Origin of the sequence: Streptomyces verrucosisporus, assembly GCF_017114865.1 — a bacterium.
GTDB classification, from domain to species: domain Bacteria; phylum Actinomycetota; class Actinomycetes; order Streptomycetales; family Streptomycetaceae; genus Streptomyces; species Streptomyces fenghuangensis.
On the sequence record NZ_JADEYH010000009.1, the window covers coordinates 122,515 to 149,481 of the forward strand.

Genomic DNA, 26,967 nt, shown 5'->3' on the forward strand with positions numbered 1-26,967 from the left:
GTTGTCGGCGCCCACCGGCGCCCACCGGTGTCGGCCGACACCGGAAGCGGTGTCAGAGCAGCGGCAGGTTCTTGCCGACCGGCGGCAGCTTGCCGACCGCCGGCAGACCGTCGGTCAGGGAGTCGGCCTTCACCTGCTTGCCGACGGCGGGCACCTTGCCCTTGGCGGACTTCACGGCCTTGCCCGCCTTGCCCTTGCCGCCGGTGGCGGGCCCGGCGGCCTCGCCGAGGAGGGAGCCGGCGGTCGCCACCGTGTCGTCGGCGGTCCTCTGCACGGCCGGGACGGCGGTCCTGCCCGCGGCTCCGACGGTCCGGCCCGCGGTCGGCACGGTCTTCTTCACGGCCTTGCTGCCGGTGTCGGCCACCTGGGTGCTCGTCTTGCGCGAGGTGTCGTCGATGGTGTCGCCCAGGTTCGCGCCGTCCAGGTTGCTCACTCCGCCCAGGTTCTTGGCGGGCGGCAGGAGTTCGGCGGCGTTCGCGGAACCGGCCGCACCGACTGCGGAGGCGGCACCCGCTGCGACCAGCAGCGCGGTCCGTGCGATCCGGCGCGAGAGGGGGAGGGACATGTTGCTCCTTCGACGGAGAAGAGGCTTGCTGAGGTTTCCCGCGGGCCGTCGGGCCCGGAGGGCGTCGTTGCGCATCCGGCCGGGGCGGCGCCCCCCGGACGCTGTGCCTATCGGGCCGGGAGGCCCGGAGGTTGCGGCCGTCCGGGTAAAGGATTGGCAATGCCCCGGTGGCCCCGGTGGCGGGGGAGGCGGGGGGCGGGGCCGCCCTCGGGGGCTCCCGAAGGGCGCCGGACCCCGGCGCGGCCATGGGTTTTCCGCGATTTGGCGGAGCCGGGCCAGGGGCCGCGCCGACGGCCTCGGAGGGCCTGGCGGCCATGGCGCACGACCCCCGTTCGGGTGACGGGGGGAGACGCCGTGCGGTGACGCGGCGGACACCTCTCAGCCCCCCGCCCCGGCGCCGCGTCGCCGCACGGAACCGGGGCGGAGGCGGCGCGCAGGCCGGCGGTCAGCGCGAGGTGGCTATGACGACCTCGGCACCCGCCTCGTCCCCGGCCGTGCGCCAGCCCTCGGCGGCCCGTCCGGCCTCCCAGACCCGCTTCCCGTAGGAGACGCGCTCGATCCCCAGCTCCTGGGAGTGGGCCACGGCCCAGTGCGCCAGTTCCCAGCCGCGGCGGTCGGCGTCCGCCCCGCCGGTGCGCGCCGGGGTGTGGACGGGGACGGAGACGACCGGGCCGGGCGCGCTGCGCCCGGCGCCGCCGCCGTCGATGCCGGGGGCATCCGGCAGGACGTCCGCGCCGAACTCGCGGATCAGCCGCTCGCGCACCCGCACCGGGTCGCCGGCGGCCGTCTCCTTCGGGGTGACCTTCGCGGGCACGCAGTTCAGGGCGGCGGCCCGGCGGCCGGTCAGCGCGGCGGCCAGGAGCGCCGCCCTCGGCTCGTGCTTGGCGTAGGCGTCGGGGAAGCCGCTGCGCTGCACCCGCTGGGCGGCGACGGTCAGGGGCAGCCGGGAGTAGCCCGGGATCTCCGCCAGATGCTCGTAGAACTTCCCGGCCGAGTACACCGGGTCCATGATCTGCTCCGCCGTTCCCCAGCCCTGGGAGGGCCGCTGCTGGAAGAGGCCCACGGAGTCGCGGTCGCCGTAGTCGATGTTGCGCAGCGCCGACTCCTGCATGGCCGTCGCCAGGGCGATGGTGACGGCCCGCTCGGGCAGGCCGCGGGCGGAGGCGACGGCCTGGATGGTCGAGGCGTTGGCGGCCTGCTGCGGTTCGATGACGTACGGCTCGCCGCCGGCCGCGGTCACGGTGCAGCGTGCCGGTCCGGACCCGCCGGGATCGTGGCGCACGAGGAGGTACCCGGCGAGTCCGAGCAGTACGACGCACGCGGCGGCCAGGCGCGGCAGCCTGCCGCGGCGTGGAGTTGAAGCTCGCTCGGACACGCGACAAAGGTACCGGCCCCGCCGTGTCCGGGACCCGGACGTGACGCGGATCCCACGGACGGACGCCAGGTAGGGTCGGCCGCATGGAGAGTGCCCCCGAAATCCCGGGAACCGCCCCCGGGGAGAGCCCGGATCCGACCCTGGACCCGACCCTGGACCCGACCCTGGACGGGGCGTCGCTGGCCGCGCGCCTGGTCGACATCCCCTCCGTCAGCGGAGACGAGAAACCGCTCGCGGACGCGATCGAGGCCGCGCTGCGCGCCCTGCCGCACCTGCGCGTGGACCGGTACGGCAACAACGTGGTCGCCCGGACCGCGCTCGGCCGGGCCGAGCGGGTCGTCCTGGCCGGACACATCGACACCGTGCCGATCGCGGGCAACGTGCCCTCGCGGCTGGAGGACGGCGTGCTGTGGGGCTGCGGCACCTCCGACATGAAGGCCGGGGTCGCCGTCCAGCTCAGGATCGCCGCCACCGTGCCCGAGCCCAACCGCGACCTGACCTTCGTCTTCTACGACAACGAGGAGGTCGCGGCCCACCTCAACGGCCTCGGCCACCTGGCGAGCGCCCACCCCGACTGGCTGGCCGGGGACTTCGCGGTACTGCTGGAGCCATCACAGGGGCAGGTCGAGGGCGGCTGCCAGGGCACGCTGCGGGTCGGGCTGCGGATGACCGGGCAGCGCGCCCACTCGGCGCGGAGCTGGAAGGGCGTCAACGCCGTCCACGCCGCCGCGCCGGTCCTGGCCCGGCTGGCCGCGTACGAGCCCAGGCGGCCGGTGGTCGACGGGCTGGAGTTCCGCGAGGGCCTCAACGCCGTGGGGATCACCGGTGGCGTCGCGGGCAACGTCATCCCCGACGAGTGCACCGTGACCGTCAACTACCGCTATGCGCCCGACCTCACCGAACAGGAGGCGCTCGCCCACGTGCGGGAGGTGTTCGCCGGCTGCGGTGTGGCGGAGTTCGAGGTGGAGGACAGCTCCGGTCCGGCGCGGCCCGGCCTGACACACCCCGCCGCGGCGGCCTTCGTCGAGGCGGTCGGCGGCGAGGTGCGGCCGAAGTACGGCTGGACGGATGTCTCCCGGTTCAGCGCGCTGGGTGTGCCCGCCGTCAACTACGGCCCCGGGGACCCGAATCTGGCACACAAACGCGACGAGAGGGTCGAAACGGCTCTGATCGGCCACTGCGAGGAGCGGCTGCGCGCCTGGCTTACCGCCTGACCCGCTGGGTATCGGCTGATCCGCGGGGCCCGCGCCGCCGGTGCGGGCCCCGCGACATCCGGTGGCCGCCGGTGCGTCCGGGGAAGTTCCGCTCCGCGTGGTCCTCACCTGCGTACCCTGGCGGCCTGTACGTCGGCGTCGACAAGGGAGTTACGGCATGGCCAGTGCGGAGGAGTTCGAGCAGGAGGACGCACCGCGGGAGCAGCGTCTCGGGCCGGTGCTGCGCCGCCACGGCCAGGTGCAGCACAGCACCACCGACCAGCGTCTGCTGGACACCGCCGGCCCCTCGGACTGGCTGCACCAGGACCCGTGGCGGGTCATGCGCATCCAGTCGGAGTTCGTCGAGGGCTTCGGCACCCTGACCGAGATCGGCCCCGCCATCAGCGTCTTCGGGTCGGCGCGCACGCCCGAGGGGTCGCCCGAGTACGAGGCCGGGGTGCGGATCGGACGGGCGCTGGTGGAGGCCGGGTTCGCGGTGATCACCGGCGGCGGCCCGGGCGCGATGGAGGCGGCCAACAAGGGCGCCAGGGAGGCGGGAGGCACCTCGGTCGGCCTGGGTATCGAACTTCCCTTCGAGCAGGGGATGAACCGTTATGTCGACATCGGCGTCAACTTCCGCTACTTCTTCGTGCGCAAGACGATGTTCGTGAAGTACGCCAGCGGTTTCGTCGTCCTGCCGGGCGGCATGGGCACGATGGACGAGCTGTTCGAGGCGATCACCCTGGTCCAGACGCGGAAGGTCACCCGCTTCCCGATCGTGCTGTTCGGCACGGACTACTGGCAGGGGCTGGTGGACTGGCTGCGCGCCACCGTCGTGCCCAGCGGGAAGATCGGCGCGCACGACATGGAGCTCTTCCACCTCACCGACGACGTGGACGAGGCGATCGCCCTGGTCACCAAGGAGACCTCCGGCAAGGGCGCGCCGGGGGACGGGTTCCGGCCGGAGGACCCGGACTGACCGGTCCGGCGCATCCCGGCCGGACCGGGGCCGGACCGGGTGCGCCGGAGAAGGGCTCAGGCCAGGCCGCGGCGGGCCACGGCCGGCGGGCGCAGACCCGCGATGGAGGCCACCATGTCGAGTACCTGACGGGTCTCGGCCACCTCGTGGACGCGGTAGACCCGCGCGCCCAGCCAGGCGGAGACCGCGGTCGTGGCCAGGGTCCCGGTCAGCCGCTCCTTGACGGGCCGGTCCAGGGTCTCCCCGACGAAGTCCTTGTTGGACAGCGACACCAGCACCGGCCACCCGGTGGCCACCATCTCCTCCAGCCGCCGGGTGACCTCCAGCGAGTGGCGGGTGTTCTTGCCGAAGTCGTGGCCGGGGTCGATCAGCACCGCGTCCCGCCGCACCCCGGCCGCGACCGCGCGTTCGGCGAGCGCGACCGTGCGGCGCAGCACGTCGGCCATGACGTCGTCGTACGCCACCCGGTGCGGGCGGGTGCGCGGCGCGGCGCCGCCGGTGTGGGTGCACACCAGCCCGGCGCCGTACCGCGCCGCCACCTCGGCCAGCTTCGGGTCCACGCCGCCCCAGGCGTCGTTGAGCAGGTCCGCGCCCGCCTCGCAGACCGCCTCGCCCACCTCGTGCCGCCAGGTGTCCACGCTGATCACCACGTCCGGCCAGCGCCGCCGCACCTCGGCGACGAAGCCCGCGGTGCGCCGCACCTCCTCCTCGGCGGAGACCTCCTCGCCGGGGCCGGCCTTCACACCCCCTATGTCGATGATGGCGGCGCCCTCCGCGACCGCCTGCTCGACCCGGTCCAGGGCCGGTCCGTCGCGGAAGGTGGCGCCCCTGTCGTAGAAGGAGTCCGGCGTCCGGTTCACGATGGCCATGACCACCGTCTCGTGCTCGCCGAACTCGCGCCGTCCCAGCCGCAGCATCAGCTGTCCTCTCCTCCCGCGCTCCCCGGCACCGCACAGTGCCCCGCAGCCGACCCTAGCTCTCCCGCCGTGGCACGATCACAGCAGACCTGTACCTGCCGTTTGGCGTGTCGGACCCGGGGAGATGGCGTGTTCTGGTTTCTGCTGATCGCGTTGGTCGTGGTGGTCGCCGCGGTCGCGCTGGCCGTTGTGGGGGGCGGCGACGGGCCGGGCCGCACCGCGACGGGCGGACTCGCCGACGCACTGCCGGACCGGACCGAGGCCTGGCTGCCGCCCGACCGCCCCCTGAACCGCTCCGACCTGGAGTCGCTGCGGCTGCCGCAGGCCGTACGGGGCTACCGGATGGAGGAGGTGGACGACGTGCTGGACCGGCTCGGCGCCGAACTGGCCGAACGCGACGCCCGGATCGCCGAACTGGAGGCGTCGCTGGCGGGTACGCAGGCGACTGCGCTCGGCGGGCCCGGCATGTTCGGCGGACCCGGCGGCGGCCCCGGGGACCGCCCCGGCACCGCGTCCGGTGGGGAGTCCGGCACTGTGCCAGGCGGAGATCTTGGCGAAGAGCCCGGCGGGCCGGGGGAGTCGCGGTGACCGCCGGGGGCGGGGCGCTCCCCGGCCCGGACGGGCGGCTGCGCTGCCCGTGGGGCCTGTCCACCGAGGACTACACCGCCTACCACGACACCGAGTGGGGCCGCCCGGTGCGCGGCGACGACGCGCTGTTCGAGCGGCTGTCCCTGGAGGCGTTCCAGTCCGGGCTGTCCTGGCTGACCATCCTGCGCAGGCGGGAGGGCTTCCGGGCGGCCTTCGCGGGTTTCCGGATCGCGGAGGTGGCAGAGTTCACCGACGCCGACCGGGAACGGCTGCTCGCCGATCCGGGCATCATCCGCAACCGCGCCAAGATCGACGCGACCATCGCCAACGCCAGGGTCGCGGCCCGGTGGGAGCCGGGCGAACTGGACGCCCTGGTGTGGTCCCACGCCCCCGACCCGGCCGGCCGTCCCGTGCCGCGCACGCTCGCCGAGGTGCCCGCGATCACACCGGAGTCCACGGCGCTGTCCAAGGAGTTGAAGAGGCGCGGCTTCCGCTTCACCGGTCCCACCACGGCCTACGCCCTGATGCAGGCGTGCGGCCTGGTCGACGACCACCTGGCGGACTGCTGCGCCCGCGCCCCGCGCCCCGCCGGCTGAACCGGCGCCCCGCGCCCGGCGTCCCCGGACGCCGGGCGCTTGCCGGCGGGGGGTCAACTTCCGCGGTAGACGGGCTTCTCCTTGGCGACGAACGCCTCCACCGCGGCCCTGTGGTCCTCCGAGGCGCCGGCCCGGGCCTGGAGTTCGGCCTCCTTCTCCAGCGTCTCGGCCAGTGAGTGCGAGGAGCCGTGGGCGAGGGACTCCTTGAGAGCGGCGTACGCGACCGTCGGTCCCTCGGCGAGCCGCCGTGCCACCTCCTCGGCCTCGGCCGCCAGCCGGTCGGCCGGGACGACCCGGTTGGCGATGCCCAGCTCCAGGGCCTCCGGCGCCTTCACGCTGCGTGGGAAGAGCAGCAGTTCGGCGGCGCGGCCCGGGCCGACCAGACGCGGCAGGGTCCAGGACACCCCGGAGTCGGCGGTGAGCGCCACCCCGGTGAAGGAGGTGTTGAAGGCGGCGGTGTCGGCGACCACCCGGTAGTCGGCGGCGAAGGCGAACCCCGCCCCGGCGCCGGCCGCGACGCCGTTGACGCCCGCCACCACCGGCTTGGGCATGGAGGCGATCGCCAGGGTGATCGGGTTGTAGTGCTCGCGCACGGTGTCCAGCGCGGCGCCGCCGCTGCGCCGCAGCTCCTCGACGTGCTCCTTGAGGTCCTGCCCGACGCAGAACGCCCGCCCGCTGCCGGTCAGCAGCACCGCGCGCACCGCCGGGTCGCCGGCCGCCTCCCGCAGGGCGTCCCGCAGCGCCTCCTTGAGCGCGGTGTCGAGCGCGTTCATGGCGTCGGGGCGGTTGAGGGTGACGGTCGCCAGCCCTCCGGAAACTTCGTAGACGACGTTGTCTGACATGGGGGCCAGCATGGCAAGGAACGGCGGGGGCCGATACGGGCCCGCATGCGAGCCGCGTGTGACCTGCGTCAAACGGCCGCGGTGCCTTTCCGGGGGAGAAAGGGCGCAGTATTGCAGCCTGATCCCCGAATTGGGTGGTTTTGCGCGAGGGTGTTGTGCAAGGGATACGGACCGATGTTGGTCATGAGGTCGTGCGATGCGGGATAATGGCCAAGAAGCAATGTGTTCGACGCCGGCGACACCTGGGTTGCCCGGCTGAGATCAGCTGGTTTCAGGAAGGGGAACGAGCATGGCGGCCATGAAGCCGCGGACGGGCGATGGCCCGCTCGAGGTGACCAAGGAGGGGCGGGGCATCATCATGCGCGTTCCGCTCGAAGGCGGTGGACGACTCGTCGTCGAGCTCACCCCTGACGAGGCGGATGCACTCGGCGAAGCTCTGAAGAAGGCCTGCGGCTGAGGAGCGATCGAAGACCTCCGGCGCACACCGCCTTCGCACCACCACCGCCGCCCCCGGGAGAGCACGGCCCCCGGGGGCGGCGGTGTGCTGCCGGCCGGCCCGTCGTCGGCCGACCGGTCCGGCGGTCGGCGGTGCCCCACGGCCGGCGGCCGCGGTCGGTGGTGTGGTCAGTGGTGGCGCTTGACCGCGCACAGCAGGCCGTCGCCCACCGGCAGCAGCGAGGGCAGCAGCGAGGTGCTGTCCCGGACGGTGCGCAGCAGCTCGCGCAGCCTGAGGACCTCCGCGGGCTGGGACGAGGAGTCGACGGTGCGGCCGTCGGCGAAGACGCCCTCGAAGCAGACCAGTCCGCCCGGGCGCAGCAGGCGCAACGATTCGCCCAGGTACTCCAGGCACTCCGTCCGGTCACCGTCGCAGAAGACCAGGTCGTAACCGCCGTCGGCGAGCCGGGGCAGGACGTCCAGGGCGCGGCCGGGGATGAAGCGGGCGCGGTTGGCCGCGAAGCCCGCGGCGCGGAACGCCTGGCGGGCGATCTGCTGGCACTCCGGCTCGGTGTCCACGGTCGTCAGCACGCCGTCGGACCGCATGCCGTGCAGCAGATGGATGCCCGACACCCCGGTGCCGGTGCCGATCTCGGCGACCGCCTTGGCGTCCACGGCCGCGGCCAGCAGCCGCAGCGCGGCGCCCGTGCCGTCCGACACCGCGCGCAGGCCCGCCTCCCGGGCCCGGTCGCGGGCCCAGCGCAGCGCCGCCGAGTGCTCGGAGCGCTCGGCGTGCTGGACGTTCTCCGCGCCGTACGCGTCGGCGAACGCCCAGCTCGTCTGCCGGTTGCCGGTAATCGCCCTCTCCTGTCCCCGTGGTGCCCGCAACCGTGACTGTATCCGCTGGCGCCGGGAACCCGCAGATGGGACCGCGCGTTGGTTGTGTGGAAGCCGTACGGCGAGTGGCGGGGGAGAACGCAGCTGGCACTCGGCCGTAAGAGGATCAAAGAAGCTTATCCGGAGCTAACGGGCGAGGTGGCTATGGTAGGGACTCCACTGGACACCACCAGAGCCGACAGGGGAGGTGCGGCTGCGGCCGGCGACCGGAGAGTGCTCAAGCGCTTCCTCAGGTCCTCCGGCGAGCCGAAATCCGTGAACGACACCGCTGACCACCACCACGCCGCCGACTCCGTGACCACCGCGACCTTCGCAACCGACGCGGACGCTCCGGCGTGGACGCCTCCCACCTGGGAGGAGATCGTCAGCACCCACAGCGCACGGGTCTACCGCCTCGCCTACCGCCTCACCGGGAACCAGCACGACGCCGAGGACCTGACCCAGGAGGTCTTCGTCCGGGTCTTCCGCTCGCTGTCCACCTACACCCCCGGCACCTTCGAGGGCTGGCTGCACCGCATCACCACGAACCTCTTCCTGGACATGGTGCGGCGCAAGCAGCGCATCCGCTTCGACGCCCTCGGCGACGACGCGGCCGAGCGGCTGCCCAGCCGCGAGCCCTCGCCGCAGCAGCACTTCAACGACACCCACTTCGACGCCGACGTCCAGCAGGCGCTGGACACCCTCGCCCCGGAGTTCCGGGCGGCGGTGGTGCTCTGCGACATCGAGGGGCTGTCCTACGAGGAGATCGCCGCGACGCTCGGCGTGAAGCTCGGCACGGTCCGCAGCCGCATCCACCGCGGCCGCTCCCATCTGCGCAAGGCCCTCAAGCACCGGTCCCCCCGGGCACGCGCCGGGCAGCGCGCTCTGGCCGGGGCCCTCCCCGGCGCCGTGGGAGGGGAGGGCGGCACCGCGTGAGCGGCACACACGACGGCGTACCCGACCCGGAGCCGACCCCGGCCGAGCAGCACCTGGGCGACCGGCTGGCGGCTCTGGTGGACGGCGAACTGGGCCACGAGACGCGCGAGCGCGTCCTGGCGCACCTGGCGACCTGCCACACCTGCAAGGCGGAGGCCGACGCGCAGCGCAGGCTGAAGAGCGTCTTCGCGGACGCCGCGCCCCCGCCGCCCTCGGAGCGGCTGCTGGCCAGGCTCCAGGGGCTGCCCGGAGGACTGGACGACGACCCCGGACGGGGCCGGGGCGGGCCGACGGGCCCCTCCGCGTCCTCGTCCCCCTGGGACTTCGAGTACCTGCCTGCCGGCAGCGTGCTCACACCCGACCGCGGATTCCGCATCCACCGGGTCCATGAGACGGACCGTTCCTCCTCACGCGGCCGCCGCTTCGCCTTCGCGGCGGCGGGCGCGGTCTCGCTGGCGGCCTTCGCCATCGGCGGCGCGCTCACCTCGGCGGCCACCGGCGGTTCCACGGTCTCCGCGGGCGGGGACGGCGGTACGAGCGCCCGCTCGCCGCGCACGGCGGCCGTCGGTACGGAGCGCGGTGGCGAGCGGAGCGGCGGCAGACCGGGACAGCGAGCGGGGAAGGGGCCGATCGGTACACCGAGCGGACCGGCCGTGGCGACGACGCGGCCGCCCGTACTGTCGGTGTCACCGCTGGAGGCCGCCTACGTTCCCCGGCCACACGATTTGACGGTGGTGCCGGTGATCGACGCGCTGCCCACCCTGCACCCGCCGCTGATACACCCCACCCAGTACGGGGCGCCGCCGGGCGAGGGACCGCCGGAGCGGTCCGAGCCCGCCAGGCAGCCGCTCATCGCGGCGACCCCCATGTCCGCGGCCCCCTCGGCCACGCCCACCGCCCCGGTGGGCGCCACTCCGGCGCCCACGCTCCCGCCGGGCCGCTGACCGTCTCCGGGGCCGCGCTGTACGGGCCGTCCGTACGCGCGGCCCGTACGTACCCCTGCATGCCACCGCGACCCCTGGTTGCCCTGCCGTCCCGGCGGTACCGCCGGGACGGCAGGGCAACCAGGGGTCCCCGCGGGGGAAACCCCGTGGGGACCGGCCGGTCCGGCTTCGCCGACGGGGGCGGAACTGGTTGAATCGTGGGCAGGTGGTGCGAGTCCGCACGGAGCGCGACGCGGGCCGATGCTGGGGAGAACATGGACGAGGGGAAGGCCGCCGGGCAGCGGCCGACGTGGTGGAGCCGCCCACGCGGGGTATCGGCCCCGCGCCCGGTGGCGGGAGGCGCCCGTACGCCCCGGGGCGCACCGGTCCCGCTGCACGGAGAGGATCCGTACGGCACCCCGCCCTACGGCGGCCCCGGCCCCTGGGCCCCGGCCCCGCCCGTCCAGCGGCCCACGGCCACACCGGCCCGTGGCACCCTGCTGCCGCCCCAGGCGCAGGCCGCCGTGCCCGCCCCGGAACGCGCCACCGGCCCCGCCGCGCCGGAGGACGCCTTCGCGCGCTACGACCCATGGGCGCCGCCGTCCGCTGCCGCCCCGCACCGGGCCGCCCCGCGCCCCGCGCCCCCGCCGCACCGGGAGGCCTCCGCGCCGCGCCGCGGCCGACCGGGTACGGCTGTCGCCGGGGCCGTCCTGCTGGCGCTGGTCGCCGGAACGGTGGGCGGCGGCATCGGTGCGTACGCGCAGCGCCGGGGCGACGTCGGCACCGTCCGGCTCTCCCAGGCACCGGTACAGGACACCGGCCGGGCCCCGGACAGCGTGGCCGGCATCGCGGAGCGGGCCCTGCCGGGCGTGGTGACCGTCCAGGTGCGCGGCGCCGGGGAGTCGGGCACCGGCACAGGTTTCGTCCTGGACGGCCGCGGCCACCTCCTCACCAACCACCATGTTGTGGAGCCCGCCGGGGGCGGGGGTGGAAACGGCGGCATCAGGGTGGTCTTCCACGGCGGGGAGAGCGCCACGGCCGAGATCGTGGGCACCGACAGCGGCTATGACCTCGCCGTGCTGAGGGTGGAGGGGGTCAGCGGCCTCAGCCCGCTGCCGCTGGGCAACTCCGACTCCGTGCGGGTGGGCGACCCGGTCGTGGCGATCGGCGCGCCGTACGGTCTGGCGGGCACGGTCACCACCGGGATCGTCAGCGCCACCGAGCGCCCCGTCACCGCGGGCGGCGAGGGGGACGGCGGCGGGGGCGGCGACCTCAGCCACGTGGAGGCGCTGCAGACCGACGCCCCGATCAACCCCGGCAACTCCGGCGGCCCGCTGATGGACGCCGGGGGCCGGGTGATCGGCGTCAACAGCGCGATCCGCTCCGCGGGCGGCGACCTGCCCCGGGCGGACACCGGCGGCAGCATCGGCCTGGGTTTCGCCATTCCCGTCAACCAGGCCAGGCGGGTGGCCGAGGAACTGATCAACACCGGCCGCGCCACCCATCCCGTGATCGGTGTCACGGTCGACATGGGACACCCCGCGGAAGGCGCCCGGGTCGGCCTGCCCGCCGGGCGCGAGGGCACGGCGGTCGTGCCGGGAGGACCGGCCGACACGGCCGGCATCGAGGAGGGCGACGTGATCACCGAGGTGGACGGCGCCCGGGTGCGCAGCGGCGAGGAGCTGATCGCCAGGATCCGCGCCCGGCGCCCCGGCGACCGGCTGGAGCTCACGGTCGAGCGCGGTGGCGGCCGGCGCTCGGTGGAGGTGGTCCTCGGTTCGGCGGCCGGCCCGTGAGACCCGTCACGCCTGCCGCCACGACGGCCGTTGTTCGCCCCGCCGACTCCCAACCCGCCCCCGCGCCGGGTACCGTGACTGTGGCCGTACGGGTCGTGGACGCACATGAGGGAGCTGAACGGTGTTCTTCGACATAGGACCCCTCGAGCTGATCGCTCTCGTCATCCTCGCGATCCTCGTCTTCGGTCCGGAGAAGCTGCCGAAGGTGATCCAGGACACCGCGCGGTTCATCCGCAAGGTCCGGGAGTTCTCCGACAGTGCCCGGGACGACATCCGCAGGGAACTGGGACCGGAGTTCAAGGACTTCGACTTCGAGGACCTCAACCCCAGGAACTTCGCGCGCAAGCACCTGCTGGAGAACGAGGACCTGGGGCTGAAGGAGATCCGCAACGGCTTCGACCTGCGCCAGGAGCTCGCCGAGGTCACGGACGCGGTCAACGGCAGGGAGATCACCTCGGGCGGCCCGTCCGCCTCCTCCGAGGGCGGCTCCGCGGTCGGTCTGCGCAAGGACGGCCCGTCGCCCGCGGTCGATCTGCGCAAGGACGCCCCGTCGCCCAGGACCGACCCCCCGCCGTACGACGCCGACGCCACCTGAGGCCGCCGGGGGCCGCCCCGCCGGTGAACCGGGAGGGCCACCTCCCGTACTCCGCAGCCGGTCCTGCCCGGTTCGGCGCACAAGGGTGGCTATCCTCCCTGTGTCCGGGGTCGGGCCGTCCGAGGGGGGCGGGCCTCCCACGACACGGGGCACACGAGGAGGCGTCGCACAGATGGAGAAGACGGGCCGGGCAGGGCCGAGAGACGCACCCGCGTCCGGGGCGGACCGGGTGGTCGACGGCTACCTGATGGCCGGCTTCCCCTGGTACGGCCTCGACGAGGCCTTCACCGGCCCGCGCTGGCTGATGCGGGTGGGAGCCGCCGCGGACGGAACGGTCGAGCACGGCTCGACCGGCCACGGGGACGAGCCCTCCTTCCGGGCCGAGTCCGGTCCGGAGGGCCGGCGCTTCGCCGTCGTCGTGACGGTCGCCGACCGCCCGGTGCGCAGCAGTCCGGACGGCACGGGGGTCCTGGAGGCCACCTCGGTCTCGTCGGCCGCCTGGCTGGCCGGATCGGGGCTGCTGTCATGCACCTGGCCATCACAGATGGAGCGCGGCCTCAGACAGAGCTGGCTCGACCAGCAGACGGCGGTCGCCTGGGAACTGGCGGACGACCTGGGCGGCTCCGCCTGGTCCACCCTCTCGCTGCCGGTCGACGGCGTCCCCACCGACTTCCGCTACCGGGAGTCGGAGTACGGGTGGGTGCTGGCCGGCCCCGCGCACGAGGGCGTGCACATCGGCGCCTACGGGCGGGGGATGAGCGCGTACGGGCTGGGCTTCTCGGTGATCAAGGACCTCGGCGAGTACGAGCGCTGAACACCCGCCCGCCCCGGCGCCCGTACGCCCGCCCGGGTGCGCGGGCGTACGGGGAGGTGCGCGGTAGGGCCTTTCAGAACTTGTTGCGCGGGGTGATTCCCAGCGACATGCCCGCCAGCCCGCGCTGGCGCCCGCCCAGCTTGCCCGCGACCGAGCGGATCGCCGAGCCCGCGGGGGAGTCCGGGTCGGTCAGCACGACCGGCCTGCCCTCGTCGCCGCCCTCGCGCAGCCGCACGTCGATCGGGATGGAGCCGAGCACGGGCACTGTGGTGCCGGTGGTCCGGCTCAGCCCGTCGGCGACGCGCTGGCCGCCGCCGGTGCCGAAGACGTCCACCATCTCGTCGCAGTGCGGGCAGGGCAGCCCGGACATGTTCTCGACCACGCCCACGATCTTCTGGTGGGTCTGCACCGCGATGGACCCGGCGCGCTCGGCCACCTCGGCGGCCGCCTGCTGCGGGGTGGTCACCACCAGGATCTCGGCGTTGGGGACGAGCTGCGCGACCGAGATGGCGATGTCGCCCGTGCCCGGCGGCAGGTCCAGCAGCAGCACGTCCAGGTCGCCCCAGTAGACGTCGGCCAGGAACTGCTGGAGCGCGCGGTGCAGCATCGGCCCGCGCCACACCACCGGGGCGTTGCCCGGGGTGAACATGCCGATCGAGATGACCTTCACGCCGTTGGCGGACGGCGGCATGATCATGTTCTCGACCTGGGTGGGACGGCCGTCGGCCCCCAGCATGCGCGGCACCGAGTGGCCGTAGATGTCGGCGTCCACGACGCCCACCTTCAGACCGTCGGCCGCCATCGCCGCCGCCAGGTTGACCGTCACCGAGGACTTGCCGACGCCGCCCTTGCCGGAGGCGATCGCGTAGACGCGGGTCAGGGAGCCGGGCCTGGCGAACGGGATCTCCCGCTCGGCCTGCCCGCCGCGGAGCGTGGCCGCCAGCTCGCGGCGCTGCTCGTCGCTCATCACGTCCAGGGAGACCGTCACATCCGTGACGCCCGCCACACCGCGGACCGCCCGGGTCACGTTCTCGGTGATCGTCTCGCGCATCGGGCAGCCGGACACCGTCAGGTAGACCGTGACCGCGACCGAGCCGCCGTCGCCGATCTCCACCGACTTCACCATGCCCAGATCGGTGATCGGACGGTGGATCTCGGGGTCGTCGACGGTCGCGAGCGCGGCGCGGACCGCGTCCTCGGTGGGGGCGGGGCTGGATGCCGCGGACGTGTCAGTAGCCATGCCCCGATGGTACGGCGCACCGGCGTCGGCACCGAAGACGGCGGATGAGACGCGGGTCACCGCTTCCCGGGACGCGGTCCACCGCCCCGGGGGCGCCGGGCCGGGGCGGGGCGCGTGCCCCGGACGCGCCGGGTACGGGACCGGATCACCGCTCGCGGTCGGGCGGCGGCTCCAGGGCGCCGCGCTGCTCCAGCTCCTTGAGCAGGTCCTGGAGCTCGGAGCGGATCCAGTCCCGGGTGGCGACCTCGCCCATGCCCATCCGCAGCGCGGCGATCTCCCGGGTGAGGTACTCGGTGTCGGCCATGGAGCGCTCGCCGCGCTTGCGGTCCTGCTCCAGGTTCACCCGGTCCCGGTCGTCCTGCCGGTTCTGGGCCAGCAGGATCAGCGGGGCCGCGTACGAGGCCTGGAGTGACAGGGCCAGGGTCAGGAAGATGAACGGGTACTCGTCGAAGCGCAGGTCCGGCGGGGCCACGATGTTCCAGACGACCCACACCACGATGGTGAACGTCATCCAGACGATGAACCGCCCGGTCCCCAGGAAGCGGGCGATCCGCTCCGACAGCCGCCCGAACGCCTCCGGGTCGTACTCCGGCAGCGGGCTGCGGCGCGGCACCATCGGCTGGTCCAGCCTGGTGCGGGCCGCGCGCCCGGTGGCCGGCGGAAGGCTCCGCTCGCGTTCCCTGCGCGCCATGCGCTCGTCCCGTTCCCTGTCACCCATCGGCGGTCCCCCGGCCGTCCCGCAGGCTCTCCATCGGCTCGTGCACTCCGAACGTCTCCCGGGCGGCGGCCTCCCGCCAGTCGTCGGGCAGCAGGTGGTCCAGTACGTCGTCGACGGTGACGGCGCCCAGCAGCGACCCGCTCTCGTCCACCACCGGCACCGACACGATGTTGTACGCGGCCAGGTAGCTGGTCAGCGTGGGCAGCGGGGTGTTTGGCGGCAGCGGCCGCAGGTCGGTGTCCACGACCGAGCCGACCAGGGTGCCGGGCGGTTCGCGCAGCAGCCGCTGGAAGTGCACCAGTCCCAGGTACTTGCCCGTCGGGGTCTCCTCCGGCGGCCGGCACACGTACACCTGGGCGGCCAGCGGGGCCGAGAGGTCCTGCACGCGCACCCGGGCCAGTGCGTCGGCGACCGTGGCGTCGGGCCGCAGCACGATCGGCTCGGTGGTCATCATGCCGCCCGCGGTGTGCTCCTCGTACGTCAGCAACCGCCGCACCGGGGCCGCGTCCTGCGGCTCCATCAGCTCCAGGAGCCGGTTCATGTCGCCCTCCGGCAGCTCGGACAGCAGGTCGGCGGCGTCGTCGGGGTCCATCGCCTCCAGCACGTCCGCGGCGCGCTCCTCCTTGAGCTTGCCGAGGATCTCCACCTGGTCGTCGTCGGGCAGCTCCTCCAGCACGTCCGCCAGCCGGTCGTCGTCCAGCGCGGCGGCGACCTCCGCCCGGCGCTTGGGCGACAGGTGGTGCAGGACGTTGGCCAGGTCGGCCGGGCGCAGCTGCTCGAAGGTGGCCAGCAGGTTGGCCGCGCCCTGCCCCTCCTCCTCCAGCGACAGGCCGGTCACGGCCGACCACTCCGCGGTCAGCGTCTCGCCCGACCGCCGCCGGCGCAGCCCGCCGCCGCCGCGGCGCACGAAGACCTTGTCGATCAGCCAGTCGCGGCGCCCGGGGACCTGGGTGAGGCCGATGTCGAGCACGGTGACCTTCTCACCCGTCTCGACCAGCGTCACCTGGCGGTCCAGCAGCTCGCCCAGGACCAGCGTCTCGGTGGGCCGCTGCTCGAAGCGCCGCATGTTGACCACGCCGGTGGTGATCACCTGTCCCGACGCGACGCCGGTCACCCGGGTCATGGGAAGGAAGATCCGCCGCCGGCTGACGACCTCGACGACCAGTCCGAGCACGCGCGGCGGACGCCCGCCGACGCGCAGCATCGCCACCACGTCCCGCACCCGGCCGACCTGGTCCCCGACGGGGTCGAAGACGGCCACGCCGGAGAGGTGCGAGACGAAGACCCGCTGGGCGCCCAGCACCATGGTCCATCCTCCGCTTCCCACTCGTGTCCGGCGCGCGCCGGGTCTCCCGCCCGCCGTGCGCGCCGTGCCTGCCGTGTGTGTGCCCGTGTACCCGCGTGTGACCGGATGCCCGCATGTGGGACGTGAACCGAATGCGGTTTTCAGGCTACGCGCACCGCTGCCGGCCCCGTGCGGCGGCACCGGCCGTACGGTCGCCCGCGACCCGCTCCGAGGCCCCCGGTAGGGTGCCGTCGTCCTGCCCCGGCATCAGGAGGAAGAGCTGACGTGACTGCGTGGGTCCACGGTGTTCGCGCCCGGAGTAAGGCCGTGTCGGTGGGAGCGGTCTGCGCGGTCCTTCTGACCCTGCTCACGGGGTGCGGTTCGAAGGACCCGAACGAGGGGACCAACGGGGTCGGCAGGCTTCCGGCCGCCGAGATCGAGAAGAGGGCCGGCAAGGCCGCCCGTGCGGCGCGGTCCGTACGGCTGTCGGGCAGTGTGGTCAGCAAGGGCCGCACCTACCGGCTGGACATGCGGCTGAAGGACGACGGCGGCCTGGGCGAGGTCTCGGCCAGGGGCGGCCCCCGCTTCGAGCTGCTGCGGGTCGGAGAGGACCTCTACCTCAAGGCGAACGCCGACTTCTGGGCCGACCAGGGAAAGGACGGCGAGAAGCCGGACGAGGCCGACCTCGCGGCGGCCCACAAGCTGGAGGGCAAGTACGTCAAGGTGCCGCCCGGCGACCCCGCCTACAAGCAGCTCAGCGGATTCACGGACAAGGACGTGCTGCTGGACGGGCTGCTCAACCTGAACGGCGAGCGCGGGACCGGGGAGCACGGCGAGGTCGACGGCGTGCGGACGGTCGAGGTGCGGGCCGCCGAGGGCGACGGCGGGATACTCAGCGTCTCGCTGATCGGCACGCCGTACCCGCTGCGGCTGGAGCGCGGCGGAGACGCGGGCGTGGTCCAGATGCTGGAGTGGGACAAGGAGTTCACCCTGCGGGCCCCGGAGAAGGACCAGATCGTCGACTACGGCAAGAAGATCTCGGCGGCCGAGTGACGTCCGGGCCTCCCGCCCGGTTCCTTCCCGTCGGCTCATTCCCCCGGCGCCCCGGTGCTCCCCGCCGGCCCCTACCGGCCCTTCCTCCCCGGCCGGCCGCGGCGCAGCAGTCTCGGCAGCGCGGCCGGGGCCGGGCGGCGCGTGGTCGCCGGCGACGGCGGTGGGACGGCGGCACGCAGGTCCTCCGCCATGGAGCCGGGTCCTTCCCGAAGCGGCCCGGCCGGTTCCAGCCTCAGCACACGGCACTCGCGGGCCCAGCGCTCGGCGATCGTCGTGGCGTCCGGCGCGTTGAGCCGCTTGCCCGCCAGCCCGGCCACCGCCTCCCGCCACTGTTCGCCGCCCGGCGGCAGCTCCACCACCCGGGCGGGCCAGACGGCCAGCAGCCCGCCCTTGTCCTTGCTGCGCACCGAGACCGTGGAGGTGGCGCCGTCGGCGAGCCCCAGGGGCTCCAGCGGCTGTTCCGCGGGACCGTCGCCCACCAGGTGCACGGCGCCGTCGTGCCAGACGTGCCACAGCGCGCGCTGCGGCCCCCGGGGGCCGCGCACCCACACCAGCGCGGACTTCTTCGCCGACTCCTCGATCAGCGCCCGGTCGGACACGGACAGGGGCGCCCGGGACGTCCGGGAGTCGGCGGGAACGGACGGATCGGCCATGGGACGACCCTACCGCCGCGCCCGGCGCCCGCACCGTGCGTGCCGTGTTCCCGGGGCGGTCCCGACAGCCGGACGGTCAGTACCGCGTCATGGTCACGCGCCTTACGCTGGTGGCCGGCGGCGCGGCCGACACAGCGCCCCGACCCGTTTCGCGCTCCGAACCCGGGCCCCGGAAGCCCCGGCTCGGACCCCAGCAGCCCCGGAGAGGAGCCCCGTGCGCGCCGTCAGGACCCGTACCGCCGCGCCCCGACAGGCAGACGGAACCGTGGCGGGAGGTCCGGGCACCGGCCTGGACCTGTTCCTGCTGGCGGTCGCGGTGTCCGGCATCTCCCTGTCCGCGCCCCTGATCGCGGCCACCGCCGCCCCGGCCCTGGCCATCGCCTTCTGGCGCAACGCCATGGCGGTAGGCGTCCTCACTCCGCTGGCCCTCGTCCGCCACCGGGCCGGGCTGCGCGCCATGGGGCGCCGCAACGTGCTGCTGGCCGCCGCCGCCGGGGCGCTGCTCGCGCTGCACTTCGCACTGTGGCTGCCCAGCCTCCACATGACCTCGGTCGCCTCCTCGACCGCGCTGGTCACCACCACCCCGATCTGGACCACCCTGCTGCTGCGGCTGCGCGGCCGGAGCTCGCCCGGCCTGGTCTGGGCGGGCACGGCGGTCGCCTTCGCCGGAGTGGTGATCCTCACCGGGGTCGACCTGTCGCTCTCGCCGCGGGCGCTGGCGGGCGACGCCCTGGCGCTGGGCGGCGGCATGGCGGCGGCCGGATACGTCCTGCTGGGGGCGGAGGTGCGCCGCACGGTCTCCACGACCGCGTACACCTACGTCTGCTACACCACCACCTCCGTGCTGCTGCTGGCCGCCTGCCTGGTCTTCGGCGCCGACCTCGGCGGCTACAGCGGCGAGACCTGGATCAAGCTCGCCGTCCTCACCGTCACCGCGCAACTGCTGGGCCACTCGCTGCTCAACCGGGTGGTGCGCGGACTGGGACCGTCGGTCACCTCCACCGCGATCCTGCTGGAGACACCGGGCGCGGCGCTGATCGCGGCGCTCTGGCTGGGCCAGAACCCGCCGGCGGCCGTCTACGGTGCGCTGGCGGTGATCCTGCTCGGCCTGGCCCTGGTGGTCCGGGGCAACGCCGGGCCCGCGCGCGGCGCGCGGGCCTGACGCACCGTCCGCTCCCGCCCTTCCCGCTCCCGCCCTTCCCGTTCCCGACCTTCCGAGACCTGCGGGCCGACGGGCCCTACAGCCAGCCGTTGCGCTTGAAGCCGCGGTGGATGGCGTAGCAGATCCCGACGATCACGGTCATGACGGCCGGGTAGCCGTAACGCCACTGGAGTTCCGGCATGTACTCGAAGTTCATGCCGTAGATCCCGGCGATCATCGTCGGGACGGCGAAGATCGCCGCCCACGAGGTGATCTTGCGCATGTCCTCGTTCTGCGCGACCGTCGCCTGGGCCAGGTTCGCCTGGAGGATGGAGTTGAGCAGGTCGTCGAAGGAGAGCACCTGCTCGTTGACCCGGGTCAGATGGTCGGCCACGTCGCGGAAGTACTTCTGGATGTCGGGGTCGACCAGCCGCATCGGCCGCTCGCTCAGCAGCTGCATCGGCCGCAGCAGCGGCGAGACCGCCCGCTTGAACTCCAGCACCTCGCGCTTGAGCTGGTAGATCCGCCCGGCGTCGCGGCCCCGGCGGCCCCTGCCCGCGCTCTCGGAGAAGACCTGGATCTCCACCTCGTCGATGTCGTCCTGCACCGCGTCGGCGACCGCCAGGTATCCGTCCACCACCTGGTCGGCGATGGCGTGCAGCACGGCCGAGGGCCCCTTGGCCAGCAGCCCGGGGTCGTCCTCCAGCCGGTGGCGCAGGGTGCGCAGCGAGCCCTGGCCGCCGTGCCGGACGGTGATGACGTAGTCCCGGCCGGTGAAGCACATCACCTCACCGGTCTCCACCACCTCGCCGGAGTCGGTCGGTTCGGTGTGCCCGACGTAGTGGATCGTCTTGAAGACGGTGAACAGGGAGTCGTCGTACCGCTCCAGCTTCGGCCGCTGGTGCGCGTGCACCGCGTCCTCCACGGCGAGCGGGTGCAGGCCGAACTCGCGGGCGATGCCGGAGAACTCACGCTCGGTGGGCTCGTGCAGGCCGATCCACACGAACGCCCCGCCGCCCCGACCGTCCTGCCGGCCCTGCTGTCCCCGGGCTTCCCCCGGCTCGCGGTGGCGCAGGGAGCGCAGGGCCTCGGCCGGGGTCATGTGCCGCGACTCGCGGCGGCCGTCCCGGTAGACGGCGCAGTCCACCACCGCGCTGGTCGCGGTGGTGTCGGCGACGGGGCCGCCGTGGGCGTAGGGGTAGGCGGAGCGGCCGCCCCGGCGCAGGGCGGGGCGGACCGCGGCGCGCAGGTCACGGATCATCGACATGCTGGGCTCCTTCGCGTGCCGAGCCGCCGGTGAACGGGCGCAGCGCTGCCCGGAATGGGGGCCTACGGGGCCGGAGGACGGGAAGTCCACGGGCCGGAGGTCTGCAAAGCGGGCACCACGCGGGACCGTACGCACAGGCGGCATTCGCTGAGAACGTCGGTCGAGCAGGGGATTCACGCGCTCTTCCGCGAAGCCGGTCCGCAGGAGGAAAAGAAGGGGACTTCCAGGGTTTCACCGCCCGGCGGTGGGGGGAGGAAGGCCCTCAGGCAAGGGGACGTGGCTGCCGTGCGGAAGAGCGGCTGGTACTGCACGGTCGACTCGGATCCATCGCAGCCCCACCTCCTCCGGCCGGTCCCCGCTGGGGGAAATCCGTGTACACGCCTTGACCAGCGGTCAACGGTAGCACTCGCGGGCGCCCGCCCGTCCCGTTCCGGGGCCGACGCGTACCCTCTTTGCCTGATCAATACACGATCTATGCTCGCCGTATGGCACACGTTCTGGAACTGGTCGAGGCCCGGCTGCGCAGCGTCCTGGGAGAACCCGACGCGCGGGCGGCGGTGACCTTCCTGGGCGCCGACCGGATCGAGGTGCTGCGCTTCCCCGCCACCGGGGAGGGCCCCGGCGGCGGAAGCGGTCTGGTGCGCTACGCCACCCTGGGGATGTCCGCGGCCCCCATGGCCGACCCCTCCGACATGCTCGCCGACCCCGAACGGGGGCCCCGCGCCGAGCTGGTGCTGACGGTGCGCGCCGGGGCGGCCGACACCGACAAGGCGCTGCGCCCGCTCGCCGTGCTCGCCGCCTCCCCCCAGGTCGAGGGCGTGGTCGTGGCCCCCGGCGCCTCGCTGGACGTGGGCGAGCCGCTGTGGCCGGGCGCCCCCTTCACCTCCGTGCTGGTCGCCGAGCCCGGGGGTCTGGTGGAGGATCTGGAACTCGATCCGCCGATGGAGCCGGTGCGCTTCCTCCCCCTGCTGCCGATGACGCCCAACGAGGCGGCCTGGAAGCGGGTGCACGGCGCGGCCGAACTCCAGGAACGCTGGCTGGCCCGCGGCACCGACCTGCGCGATCCGCGGCGGTCGTCCGTGCCCCTGACGGACTGAGCCGGCCTGTCAGGGACGCGCCCGATCCGTACGGGTGATCGTCCTTGACGCGCGGCTTTCCGGGGAGGACCGTGGGGCTCATGAGGGGCGAACCCAGTTGCCCGAAGTGCGGCGGCCGTGTCAGGGCGCCCGGTCTCTTCACCGACTCCTGGCAGTGCGACGTGCACGGCGCGGTCCATCCGCTGCAGCCGGTCCTCCCACCGAGCGTCGAGGCGCTCGGCGTGGTCCTCCACAGAGCCCAGGTCCCGGTGTGGGTGCCCTGGCCCCTGCCGATCGGCTGGCTGTTCACCGGGATCGCCTACGCGGGCGACGACCGCAGCGGCGGCCGCGCCACGGCCGTGGCCTGCTCCGGTCCCGGCCCGCTCGGCGGCCCCGGCGAACTGCTCCTGGTCGCCGAGGAACTGGGCGTCGGGCTCGGGGCGCGCTACGCCGGAGTGCCCGGCCCCGACCCCGGCCCGCTGATCGACGTGGACCGGCCCCCGCACGCGAAGGTGCTGGCCGGCGGACGGCCCACCCCGCTGTGGCTGGTGGGCGAAGCTCCCGGGGACCGCGCGGTGTTCGCGGGGGAGGCGCGCGGCCTGTGGCTGTGGGCGATCGTCTGGCCCGAGCAGTCCGGGATGCTGATGTACGACGAGCTGGTGCTCACGGACCTGCGGGAGGCGGGCGCCGAGGTGGAGCTGGTGCCGTGCGGGGCGCTCTCCCCCCAGCTGCTCGCACGGCCCGGGGCCTGACCGGCCTTCGGGGTCCGGCGGCAGGCGGACGCGGGACGGACCGGGCGCGCGTCTGTTCTACCCTGGAGTGTCCGCCTCAGCCGTCCGCCGTGGGAGCTACGTACCGTGCGCATAGACCTGCACACCCACTCCACCGCTTCGGACGGCACCGACACCCCCGCCGAGCTGGTGCGCAACGCCTCCGCCGCCGGGCTGGACGTGGTGGCGCTGACCGACCACGACACGGTCGCCGGACACGGCGAGGCGATCGCCGCCCTCCCCGCGGGCCTCACCCTCGTCCCCGGCGCGGAACTCTCCTGCCGCCTGGACGGTGTGAGCCTGCACATGCTGGCCTACCTGTTCGACCCGGACGAGCCCGAGCTGGCACGTGAGCGCGAACTCGTCCGCGACGACCGGGTGCCGCGTGCGAAGGGCATGGTCGCCAGGCTCCGCGAGCTTGGCGTGCCGATCACCTGGGAACGGGTCGCCGGGATCGCCGGGGACGGCTCGGTCGGCCGCCCTCACATCGCGAGCGCGATGGTGGAGCTGGGCGTCGTCGAGACCGTCTCCGACGCCTTCACCGCCGAGTGGATCGCCGACGGCGGCCGCGCCTACGTCGGCAAGCACGAACTGGACCCGTTCGAGGCGGTCCGGCTGATCAAGGGCGCCGGCGGTGTCTCGGTCTTCGCACACCCCCTGGCCGTCAAGCGCGGGCGGTGCGTGCCGGAGAGCGCCGTCGCGGAACTGGCCGCAGCCGGACTCGACGGCATCGAGGTGGACCACATGGACCACGACACCGCGGCCCGCGAGCGGCTGCGGGGCATGGCCCGCGACCTCGGTCTGCTGGCCACCGGCTCCAGCGACTACCACGGCAGCCGCAAGACCTGCCGGCTGGGGGAGTACACCACCGATCCGGACGTCTACGCCGAGATCGCCGCCCGCGGATCAGGCGCGGCACCCGTCTCCGCCTGAACCGCCCTCAGATCACCACCGCGCGCACCGCGCACCTCACGCAAGGCAGCACCGTGTTCGACGTCGCCCTCTTCGGATCCGTCTTTGTCACACTTTTCGTGATCATGGACCCGCCCGGCATCATCCCGATCTTCCTCGCCCTCTCCTCCGGACGCCCGGTCAAGGTCCAGCGCAGGATGGCGCTGCAGGCCACCGCCGTCGCCTTCGGGGTGATCGCCGTCTTCGGCCTGCTGGGGCAGCAGATCCTGGACTACCTGCACGTGTCGATCCCCGCGCTGATGGTCGCGGGCGGTCTCCTGCTGCTGCTGGTCGCCCTGGACCTGCTCACCGGCAGGGCGGAGGAGCCCACCCAGACCAAGGACGTCAACGCCGCGCTGGTGCCGCTGGGCATGCCCCTGCTGGCCGGGCCCGGCGCGATCGTCTCCGTCATCCTGGCCGTGCAGCGGGCGGACGGGCCGGCCGACCACGCCGCGGTGTGGACGGCCATCGCCGCGCTGCACATCGTGCTGTGGCTGGTGATGCGGTACTCGCTGCTGATCATCCGCGTCATCAAGGACGGCGGCGTGGTCCTGGTGACCCGGCTGTCGGGGATGCTGCTGTCGGCGATCGCGGTCCAGCAGATCGCCAACGGGGTCACGCGGTTCATCCAGGGCGGCGGCTGAGTCAGGCCTGGCCGGAACCGGTTCCGGCTCCTTCCCCGGCCTCTCCTCCGGCTCCGGCCCCTTCCCCGGCCCCGGTTCCCGCCCGGCTTCCGCGGTCGTGCCAGAAGGCGGCCAGCGCCCGGGCCGTCTCCCCCGGGCGCTCGGCACCCGGCGAGTGCTCGGCGCCCGCCACCACCGTGCGCCGGGCGTCCAGCCGTCGCGCCATCTCGTCCATCAGCGGCACCGGCCAGGCGTAGTCCACCTCGCCCGACAGCACGTGCTTGGGCAGCGGCACGGCCGCCAGCGCCCCGACCCGGTCCGGCTCGGTCAGCAGCTGGCGGCCGGTGGCGACGAGCTGCTCGGGGACGGTGGCCAGCCAGCGGCGGTGCAGGAACCCGGCCACCGCCGTGTCGGTGGCCTCGTCCGCGGCCTCCGGCGGGTCCAGATCGCGCATCGCCCGCCACACCGACTCCATGTCCAGCACCGCCAGCGCCTCGATCAGCATCCTGGTGCGCTCCTGCTGGAGATGCGTGATGGCGGCGGGTCCGGAGCTCATGATCGTCAGCGAGCGGAAGGGGGCCGCGTCCCGCAGCACGGCGGCGCGGGCGATCAGCCCGCCCAGGGAGTGCCCCAGCAGATGGACGCCCCCGGCTTTCCCGGCGCCCCCGCCGAGCGCCTCCGCCTGGGCCAGCACGTCCATGGCCAGTTCGTCCTGGGCGTACGCGCCGAGCTCGCGCGGCCCCTCGCTCTCGTACTGCCCGCGGCCGTCCACGGCCACCACGCGGAAGCCCGCGCGGGCCAGCGGGGCGAGCAGGGCGATGAAGTCCTCCTTGCTGCCGGTGAACCCGGGCACCAGCAGGGCCGTACCGGCGCGCGGCTCACCCGCGTCGTGCACGGCGAACTCGCCGCGAGCGGTCTTCAGACGGTACGCCCGGGCGCCGGGGGGCAGGGTCAGGGTCGGCGGCTTGCTCATGAGGCGAGGCTAGCGGCCCTCCGCCCGCGCCCATGAGTGCGCCCGCGGCCATGACGGCGCCCGCCCCCGCCGCGGATGCGGCGGGGGCGGGCGCCGTCATGATCACGGGCGTGCGGCGGCTGTGTACGCCGCCGCGCACCCGTCAGCTCTCCGGGGCGGCCTCCGTGGCCGCCGGGCGGGCACCGGTTCCGCCGCGGGTACGACGGCGGCGGCGCGGCCTGCGGGCCTCACCGGAGGAGTCCCCCGGCCCGTCCGCGGGAACGCCCTCGCCGCCCTGCGCGGCCGGGGCCTCGGCGTCCCGGCCTGCCTGGGGAGCGGCACCGGCACCGGCGCGGGTGCGACGGCGGCGGCGCGGCCTGCGGACCTCGCCCGGGGCGTCAGCCGGCGCACCGGAGTCCTCCGCCTCACCGGCCGGTGAGGCCGCGGCGTCGGCGCCGGGGTGCTCCAGGCTCTGGCCGGCGCGGGTACGGCGGCGCCGGCGCGGGGTGCGGGTGCGCGGCGCGGGCTCCTCGGCGGCGGGGGCCGAGGCCCCGCGGCCGCGGCCCCTGCCGCGTCCCCCGGTCTCGCCCAGGTCCTCGACCTCCTCGGCCGCGAGCCCGGCACGGGTGCGCTCGGTGCGCGGCAGTATCCCCTTGGTGCCCTCGGGGATGCCCAGCGCCTCGTGCAGGTGCGGGGAGGTGGAGTACGTCTCCGGCGGGTCGTTGAAGTCCAGGACGAGCGCCTTGTTGATCAGCTGCCAGCGCGGGATGTCGTCCCAGTCGACGAGGGTGACGGCCGTACCCGTGTTGCCCGCGCGGCCGGTGCGGCCGATGCGGTGCAGATAGGTCTTCTCGTCCTCCGGCGTCTGGTAGTTGATCACATGCGTGACACCTTCGACGTCGATGCCGCGGGCGGCGACGTCGGTGCAGACGAGCACGTCGATCTTGCCGTTGCGGAAGGCGCGCAGCGCCTGCTCGCGCGCCCCCTGGCCGAGGTCGCCGTGCACCGCGCCCGCGGCGAAACCGCGGCGCGAGAGCTGGTCGGCCACATCGGCGGCCGTCCGCTTGGTGCGGCAGAAGATCATCGCCAGTCCGCGGCCGTCGGCCTGCAGGATCCGGGAGACCATCTCCACCTTGTCCAGCGAGTGCGCCCGGAAGACGTGCTGCGCGGTGTTGGCCACCGTCGCGCCCTCGTCGTCGGGCGCGGTGGCGCGGATGTGGGTGGGCTGCGACATGTAGCGCCGGGCCAGGGAGATGACCTGCCCCGGCATGGTCGCGGAGAACAGCATCGTCTGCCGCTTGACGGGCAGCTGCTGGATGATCTTCTCGACGTCCGGCAGGAAGCCGAGGTCGAGCATCTCGTCGGCCTCGTCCAGCACCAGGGCGCGGATGTGCGCCAGGCTCAGCTTGCGCTGGCCGGCCAGGTCCAGGAGACGGCCGGGGGTGCCGACGACCACGTCGACGCCCTTCTTCAGCGCCTCGACCTGGGGCTCGTAGGCGCGGCCGCCGTAGATCGCCAGCACCCGGACGTTGCGGACCTTGCCCGCGGTCAGGAGGTCGTTGGTGACCTGCTGGCACAGCTCGCGGGTGGGGACGACCACGAGCGCCTGCGGGGCGTCGGTCAGCTGGTCCGGTGCGGCCCGGCCGGCGTCGACGTCGGCGGGGACGACGACGGACTCCAGGAGCGGCAGGCCGAAGCCGAGGGTCTTGCCGGTGCCGGTCTTGGCCTGGCCGATGACGTCCGAGCCGGACAGTGCGACCGGGAGGGTCATCTCCTGGATGGGGAACGGGGACGTGATGCCGACGGCT

Annotated in this window: 28 protein-coding genes; 16 read left to right on the forward strand and 12 right to left on the reverse strand. The window is 74.2% G+C overall.

Annotation, left to right across the window (positions count from 1 at the left end; translation table 11 throughout):
* Positions 1 to 52: 52 nt before the first annotated feature.
* Both IQ279_RS12845 and IQ279_RS12850 read right to left on the reverse strand, forming a co-directional pair.
* The gene (locus IQ279_RS12845; RefSeq protein WP_206348603.1) at positions 53 to 565 is read right to left on the reverse strand and encodes an ATP-binding protein; all 513 of its coding nucleotides are present in this window, start codon (positions 563 to 565) and stop codon (positions 53 to 55) included.
* A gap of 445 nt (positions 566 to 1,010) precedes the next feature.
* On the reverse strand, positions 1,011 to 1,940 hold the full coding sequence (locus IQ279_RS12850; RefSeq protein ID WP_206348605.1) for a VldE C-terminal domain-containing protein: 930 nt from the start codon (positions 1,938 to 1,940) through the stop codon (positions 1,011 to 1,013).
* Positions 1,941 to 2,023: 83 nt separating this feature from the next.
* Here IQ279_RS12850 and dapE point away from each other — a divergent pair, with 83 nt between their 5' ends.
* Together dapE and IQ279_RS12860 are read left to right on the forward strand one after the other, a co-directional pair.
* A complete protein-coding gene (dapE, locus tag IQ279_RS12855) occupies positions 2,024 to 3,154 on the forward strand; it encodes a succinyl-diaminopimelate desuccinylase (protein WP_206348607.1) in 1,131 nt (376 codons plus the stop codon).
* Positions 3,155 to 3,311: 157 nt separating this feature from the next.
* Positions 3,312 to 4,112 (forward strand): LOG family protein, encoded by an 801-nt coding sequence (locus tag IQ279_RS12860; RefSeq protein WP_206348609.1) that lies wholly within the window; start codon positions 3,312 to 3,314, stop codon positions 4,110 to 4,112.
* Positions 4,113 to 4,168: 56 nt separating this feature from the next.
* On the opposite strand, the gene folP is transcribed toward IQ279_RS12860, so the two are convergent.
* Complete coding sequence (folP, locus tag IQ279_RS12865) at positions 4,169 to 5,029, reverse strand: dihydropteroate synthase (RefSeq protein ID WP_206348618.1); 861 nt, start codon at positions 5,027 to 5,029, stop codon at positions 4,169 to 4,171.
* A 129-nt stretch (positions 5,030 to 5,158) separates the two neighbouring features.
* Here folP and IQ279_RS12870 point away from each other — a divergent pair, with 129 nt between their 5' ends.
* Positions 5,159 to 5,617, forward strand: a complete 459-nt coding sequence (locus IQ279_RS12870) for a DivIVA domain-containing protein (RefSeq protein ID WP_206348620.1) — start codon at positions 5,159 to 5,161, stop codon at positions 5,615 to 5,617.
* Positions 5,614 to 6,213 carry a DNA-3-methyladenine glycosylase I gene (locus IQ279_RS12875; RefSeq protein ID WP_206348622.1) on the forward strand — a complete coding sequence of 200 codons (600 nt, stop codon included), beginning with the start codon at positions 5,614 to 5,616 and terminating at the stop codon, positions 6,211 to 6,213. Before IQ279_RS12870 ends, IQ279_RS12875 begins: the two co-directional genes overlap by 4 nt.
* 53 nt (positions 6,214 to 6,266) lie before the next feature.
* On the opposite strand, the gene IQ279_RS12880 is transcribed toward IQ279_RS12875, so the two are convergent.
* Positions 6,267 to 7,055 (reverse strand): enoyl-CoA hydratase/isomerase family protein, encoded by a 789-nt coding sequence (locus tag IQ279_RS12880; protein ID WP_206348624.1) that lies wholly within the window; start codon positions 7,053 to 7,055, stop codon positions 6,267 to 6,269.
* A 289-nt stretch (positions 7,056 to 7,344) separates the two neighbouring features.
* On the opposite strand from IQ279_RS12880, the gene IQ279_RS12885 reads away from it, so the two are divergent.
* A complete protein-coding gene (locus IQ279_RS12885) occupies positions 7,345 to 7,512 on the forward strand; it encodes a DUF3117 domain-containing protein (RefSeq protein WP_014137929.1) in 168 nt (55 codons plus the stop codon).
* Positions 7,513 to 7,679: 167 nt separating this feature from the next.
* Here the strand turns inward: IQ279_RS12885 and IQ279_RS12890 are convergent, their stop codons facing one another.
* Positions 7,680 to 8,378, reverse strand: a complete 699-nt coding sequence (locus IQ279_RS12890; RefSeq protein WP_206348626.1) for an O-methyltransferase — start codon at positions 8,376 to 8,378, stop codon at positions 7,680 to 7,682.
* Between the two features lie 153 nt (positions 8,379 to 8,531).
* Between IQ279_RS12890 and sigE the strand changes: the two genes are divergently transcribed.
* The 5 genes from sigE to IQ279_RS12915 all read left to right on the forward strand — a co-directional run bounded on the left by sigE (position 8,532) and on the right by IQ279_RS12915 (position 13,430).
* Complete coding sequence (sigE, locus tag IQ279_RS12895) at positions 8,532 to 9,302, forward strand: RNA polymerase sigma factor SigE (protein WP_206348635.1); 771 nt, start codon at positions 8,532 to 8,534, stop codon at positions 9,300 to 9,302.
* A complete protein-coding gene (locus IQ279_RS12900) occupies positions 9,299 to 10,246 on the forward strand; it encodes a zf-HC2 domain-containing protein (protein ID WP_206348637.1) in 948 nt (315 codons plus the stop codon). Before sigE ends, IQ279_RS12900 begins: the two co-directional genes overlap by 4 nt.
* A gap of 254 nt (positions 10,247 to 10,500) precedes the next feature.
* Positions 10,501 to 12,021, forward strand: a complete 1,521-nt coding sequence (locus tag IQ279_RS12905; protein ID WP_206348638.1) for a S1C family serine protease — start codon at positions 10,501 to 10,503, stop codon at positions 12,019 to 12,021.
* Positions 12,022 to 12,142: 121 nt separating this feature from the next.
* Complete coding sequence (locus IQ279_RS12910) at positions 12,143 to 12,616, forward strand: sec-independent translocase (protein WP_206348640.1); 474 nt, start codon at positions 12,143 to 12,145, stop codon at positions 12,614 to 12,616.
* Between the two features lie 172 nt (positions 12,617 to 12,788).
* A complete protein-coding gene (locus IQ279_RS12915; RefSeq protein WP_206348642.1) occupies positions 12,789 to 13,430 on the forward strand; it encodes a hypothetical protein in 642 nt (213 codons plus the stop codon).
* 73 nt (positions 13,431 to 13,503) lie between these two features.
* Here the strand turns inward: IQ279_RS12915 and IQ279_RS12920 are convergent, their stop codons facing one another.
* The 3 genes from IQ279_RS12920 to IQ279_RS12930 all read right to left on the reverse strand — a co-directional run bounded on the left by IQ279_RS12920 (position 13,504) and on the right by IQ279_RS12930 (position 16,694).
* Positions 13,504 to 14,670 (reverse strand): Mrp/NBP35 family ATP-binding protein, encoded by a 1,167-nt coding sequence (locus IQ279_RS12920; RefSeq protein ID WP_206348645.1) that lies wholly within the window; start codon positions 14,668 to 14,670, stop codon positions 13,504 to 13,506.
* A gap of 145 nt (positions 14,671 to 14,815) precedes the next feature.
* Positions 14,816 to 15,361: a DUF1003 domain-containing protein gene (locus IQ279_RS12925; RefSeq protein WP_206348726.1), complete on the reverse strand. Its 546-nt coding sequence runs from the start codon at positions 15,359 to 15,361 to the stop codon at positions 14,816 to 14,818.
* Between the two features lie 19 nt (positions 15,362 to 15,380).
* Complete coding sequence (locus IQ279_RS12930; protein WP_206348647.1) at positions 15,381 to 16,694, reverse strand: magnesium transporter MgtE N-terminal domain-containing protein; 1,314 nt, start codon at positions 16,692 to 16,694, stop codon at positions 15,381 to 15,383.
* Positions 16,695 to 17,000: 306 nt separating this feature from the next.
* Here IQ279_RS12930 and IQ279_RS12935 point away from each other — a divergent pair, with 306 nt between their 5' ends.
* The gene (locus IQ279_RS12935) at positions 17,001 to 17,726 is read left to right on the forward strand and encodes a hypothetical protein (RefSeq protein WP_307792332.1); all 726 of its coding nucleotides are present in this window, start codon (positions 17,001 to 17,003) and stop codon (positions 17,724 to 17,726) included.
* Between the two features lie 71 nt (positions 17,727 to 17,797).
* On the opposite strand, the gene IQ279_RS12940 is transcribed toward IQ279_RS12935, so the two are convergent.
* Positions 17,798 to 18,379: a hypothetical protein gene (locus IQ279_RS12940; RefSeq protein WP_206348651.1), complete on the reverse strand. Its 582-nt coding sequence runs from the start codon at positions 18,377 to 18,379 to the stop codon at positions 17,798 to 17,800.
* Between the two features lie 214 nt (positions 18,380 to 18,593).
* On the opposite strand from IQ279_RS12940, the gene IQ279_RS12945 reads away from it, so the two are divergent.
* Positions 18,594 to 19,541 carry a DMT family transporter gene (locus IQ279_RS12945; protein ID WP_372445126.1) on the forward strand — a complete coding sequence of 316 codons (948 nt, stop codon included), beginning with the start codon at positions 18,594 to 18,596 and terminating at the stop codon, positions 19,539 to 19,541.
* 76 nt (positions 19,542 to 19,617) lie between these two features.
* Here IQ279_RS12945 and IQ279_RS12950 read toward each other — a convergent pair whose 3' ends face one another.
* Positions 19,618 to 20,787: a magnesium and cobalt transport protein CorA gene (locus IQ279_RS12950; RefSeq protein WP_206348655.1), complete on the reverse strand. Its 1,170-nt coding sequence runs from the start codon at positions 20,785 to 20,787 to the stop codon at positions 19,618 to 19,620.
* 485 nt (positions 20,788 to 21,272) lie between these two features.
* On the opposite strand from IQ279_RS12950, the gene IQ279_RS12955 reads away from it, so the two are divergent.
* The 4 genes from IQ279_RS12955 (at position 21,273) to IQ279_RS12970 (ending at position 24,228) form a co-directional block, all read left to right on the forward strand.
* On the forward strand, positions 21,273 to 21,884 hold the full coding sequence (locus IQ279_RS12955; protein WP_206348657.1) for a suppressor of fused domain protein: 612 nt from the start codon (positions 21,273 to 21,275) through the stop codon (positions 21,882 to 21,884).
* A gap of 80 nt (positions 21,885 to 21,964) precedes the next feature.
* Positions 21,965 to 22,615, forward strand: a complete 651-nt coding sequence (locus IQ279_RS12960) for a DUF6758 family protein (RefSeq protein ID WP_206348659.1) — start codon at positions 21,965 to 21,967, stop codon at positions 22,613 to 22,615.
* A 105-nt stretch (positions 22,616 to 22,720) separates the two neighbouring features.
* Positions 22,721 to 23,566, forward strand: coding sequence for a PHP domain-containing protein (locus IQ279_RS12965; RefSeq protein ID WP_206348661.1), 846 nt, complete (start codon positions 22,721 to 22,723; stop codon positions 23,564 to 23,566).
* Between the two features lie 53 nt (positions 23,567 to 23,619).
* Complete coding sequence (locus IQ279_RS12970) at positions 23,620 to 24,228, forward strand: MarC family protein (protein ID WP_093847891.1); 609 nt, start codon at positions 23,620 to 23,622, stop codon at positions 24,226 to 24,228.
* Between the two features lies 1 nt (position 24,229).
* Here the strand turns inward: IQ279_RS12970 and IQ279_RS12975 are convergent, their stop codons facing one another.
* Both IQ279_RS12975 and IQ279_RS12980 read right to left on the reverse strand, forming a co-directional pair.
* Positions 24,230 to 25,180: an alpha/beta fold hydrolase gene (locus tag IQ279_RS12975; protein WP_206348663.1), complete on the reverse strand. Its 951-nt coding sequence runs from the start codon at positions 25,178 to 25,180 to the stop codon at positions 24,230 to 24,232.
* Between the two features lie 142 nt (positions 25,181 to 25,322).
* Positions 25,323 to 26,930: a DEAD/DEAH box helicase gene (locus tag IQ279_RS12980; protein ID WP_241028017.1), complete on the reverse strand. Its 1,608-nt coding sequence runs from the start codon at positions 26,928 to 26,930 to the stop codon at positions 25,323 to 25,325.
* Positions 26,931 to 26,967 lie beyond the last annotated feature (37 nt).

Coding starts and splice junctions, on each gene's coding strand:
- IQ279_RS12845 (WP_206348603.1), bottom strand. CDS start 565: ATGTCCCTCCCCCTCTCGCGCCGGATCGCACGGACCGCGCTGCTGGTC.
- dapE (WP_206348607.1), top strand. CDS start 2,024: ATGGAGAGTGCCCCCGAAATCCCGGGAACCGCCCCCGGGGAGAGCCCG.
- IQ279_RS12860 (WP_206348609.1), top strand. CDS start 3,312: ATGGCCAGTGCGGAGGAGTTCGAGCAGGAGGACGCACCGCGGGAGCAG.
- folP (WP_206348618.1), bottom strand. CDS start 5,029: ATGCTGCGGCTGGGACGGCGCGAGTTCGGCGAGCACGAGACGGTGGTC.
- IQ279_RS12880 (WP_206348624.1), bottom strand. CDS start 7,055: ATGTCAGACAACGTCGTCTACGAAGTTTCCGGAGGGCTGGCGACCGTC.
- IQ279_RS12885 (WP_014137929.1), top strand. CDS start 7,345: ATGGCGGCCATGAAGCCGCGGACGGGCGATGGCCCGCTCGAGGTGACC.
- sigE (WP_206348635.1), top strand. CDS start 8,532: ATGGTAGGGACTCCACTGGACACCACCAGAGCCGACAGGGGAGGTGCG.
- IQ279_RS12905 (WP_206348638.1), top strand. CDS start 10,501: ATGGACGAGGGGAAGGCCGCCGGGCAGCGGCCGACGTGGTGGAGCCGC.
- IQ279_RS12915 (WP_206348642.1), top strand. CDS start 12,789: ATGGAGAAGACGGGCCGGGCAGGGCCGAGAGACGCACCCGCGTCCGGG.
- IQ279_RS12920 (WP_206348645.1), bottom strand. CDS start 14,670: ATGGCTACTGACACGTCCGCGGCATCCAGCCCCGCCCCCACCGAGGAC.
- IQ279_RS12925 (WP_206348726.1), bottom strand. CDS start 15,361: ATGGCGCGCAGGGAACGCGAGCGGAGCCTTCCGCCGGCCACCGGGCGC.
- IQ279_RS12930 (WP_206348647.1), bottom strand. CDS start 16,694: ATGGTGCTGGGCGCCCAGCGGGTCTTCGTCTCGCACCTCTCCGGCGTG.
- IQ279_RS12940 (WP_206348651.1), bottom strand. CDS start 18,379: ATGGCCGATCCGTCCGTTCCCGCCGACTCCCGGACGTCCCGGGCGCCC.
- IQ279_RS12950 (WP_206348655.1), bottom strand. CDS start 20,787: ATGTCGATGATCCGTGACCTGCGCGCCGCGGTCCGCCCCGCCCTGCGC.
- IQ279_RS12955 (WP_206348657.1), top strand. CDS start 21,273: ATGGCACACGTTCTGGAACTGGTCGAGGCCCGGCTGCGCAGCGTCCTG.
- IQ279_RS12960 (WP_206348659.1), top strand. CDS start 21,965: ATGAGGGGCGAACCCAGTTGCCCGAAGTGCGGCGGCCGTGTCAGGGCG.
- IQ279_RS12975 (WP_206348663.1), bottom strand. CDS start 25,180: ATGAGCAAGCCGCCGACCCTGACCCTGCCCCCCGGCGCCCGGGCGTAC.
- IQ279_RS12980 (WP_241028017.1), bottom strand. CDS start 26,930: ATGACCCTCCCGGTCGCACTGTCCGGCTCGGACGTCATCGGCCAGGCC.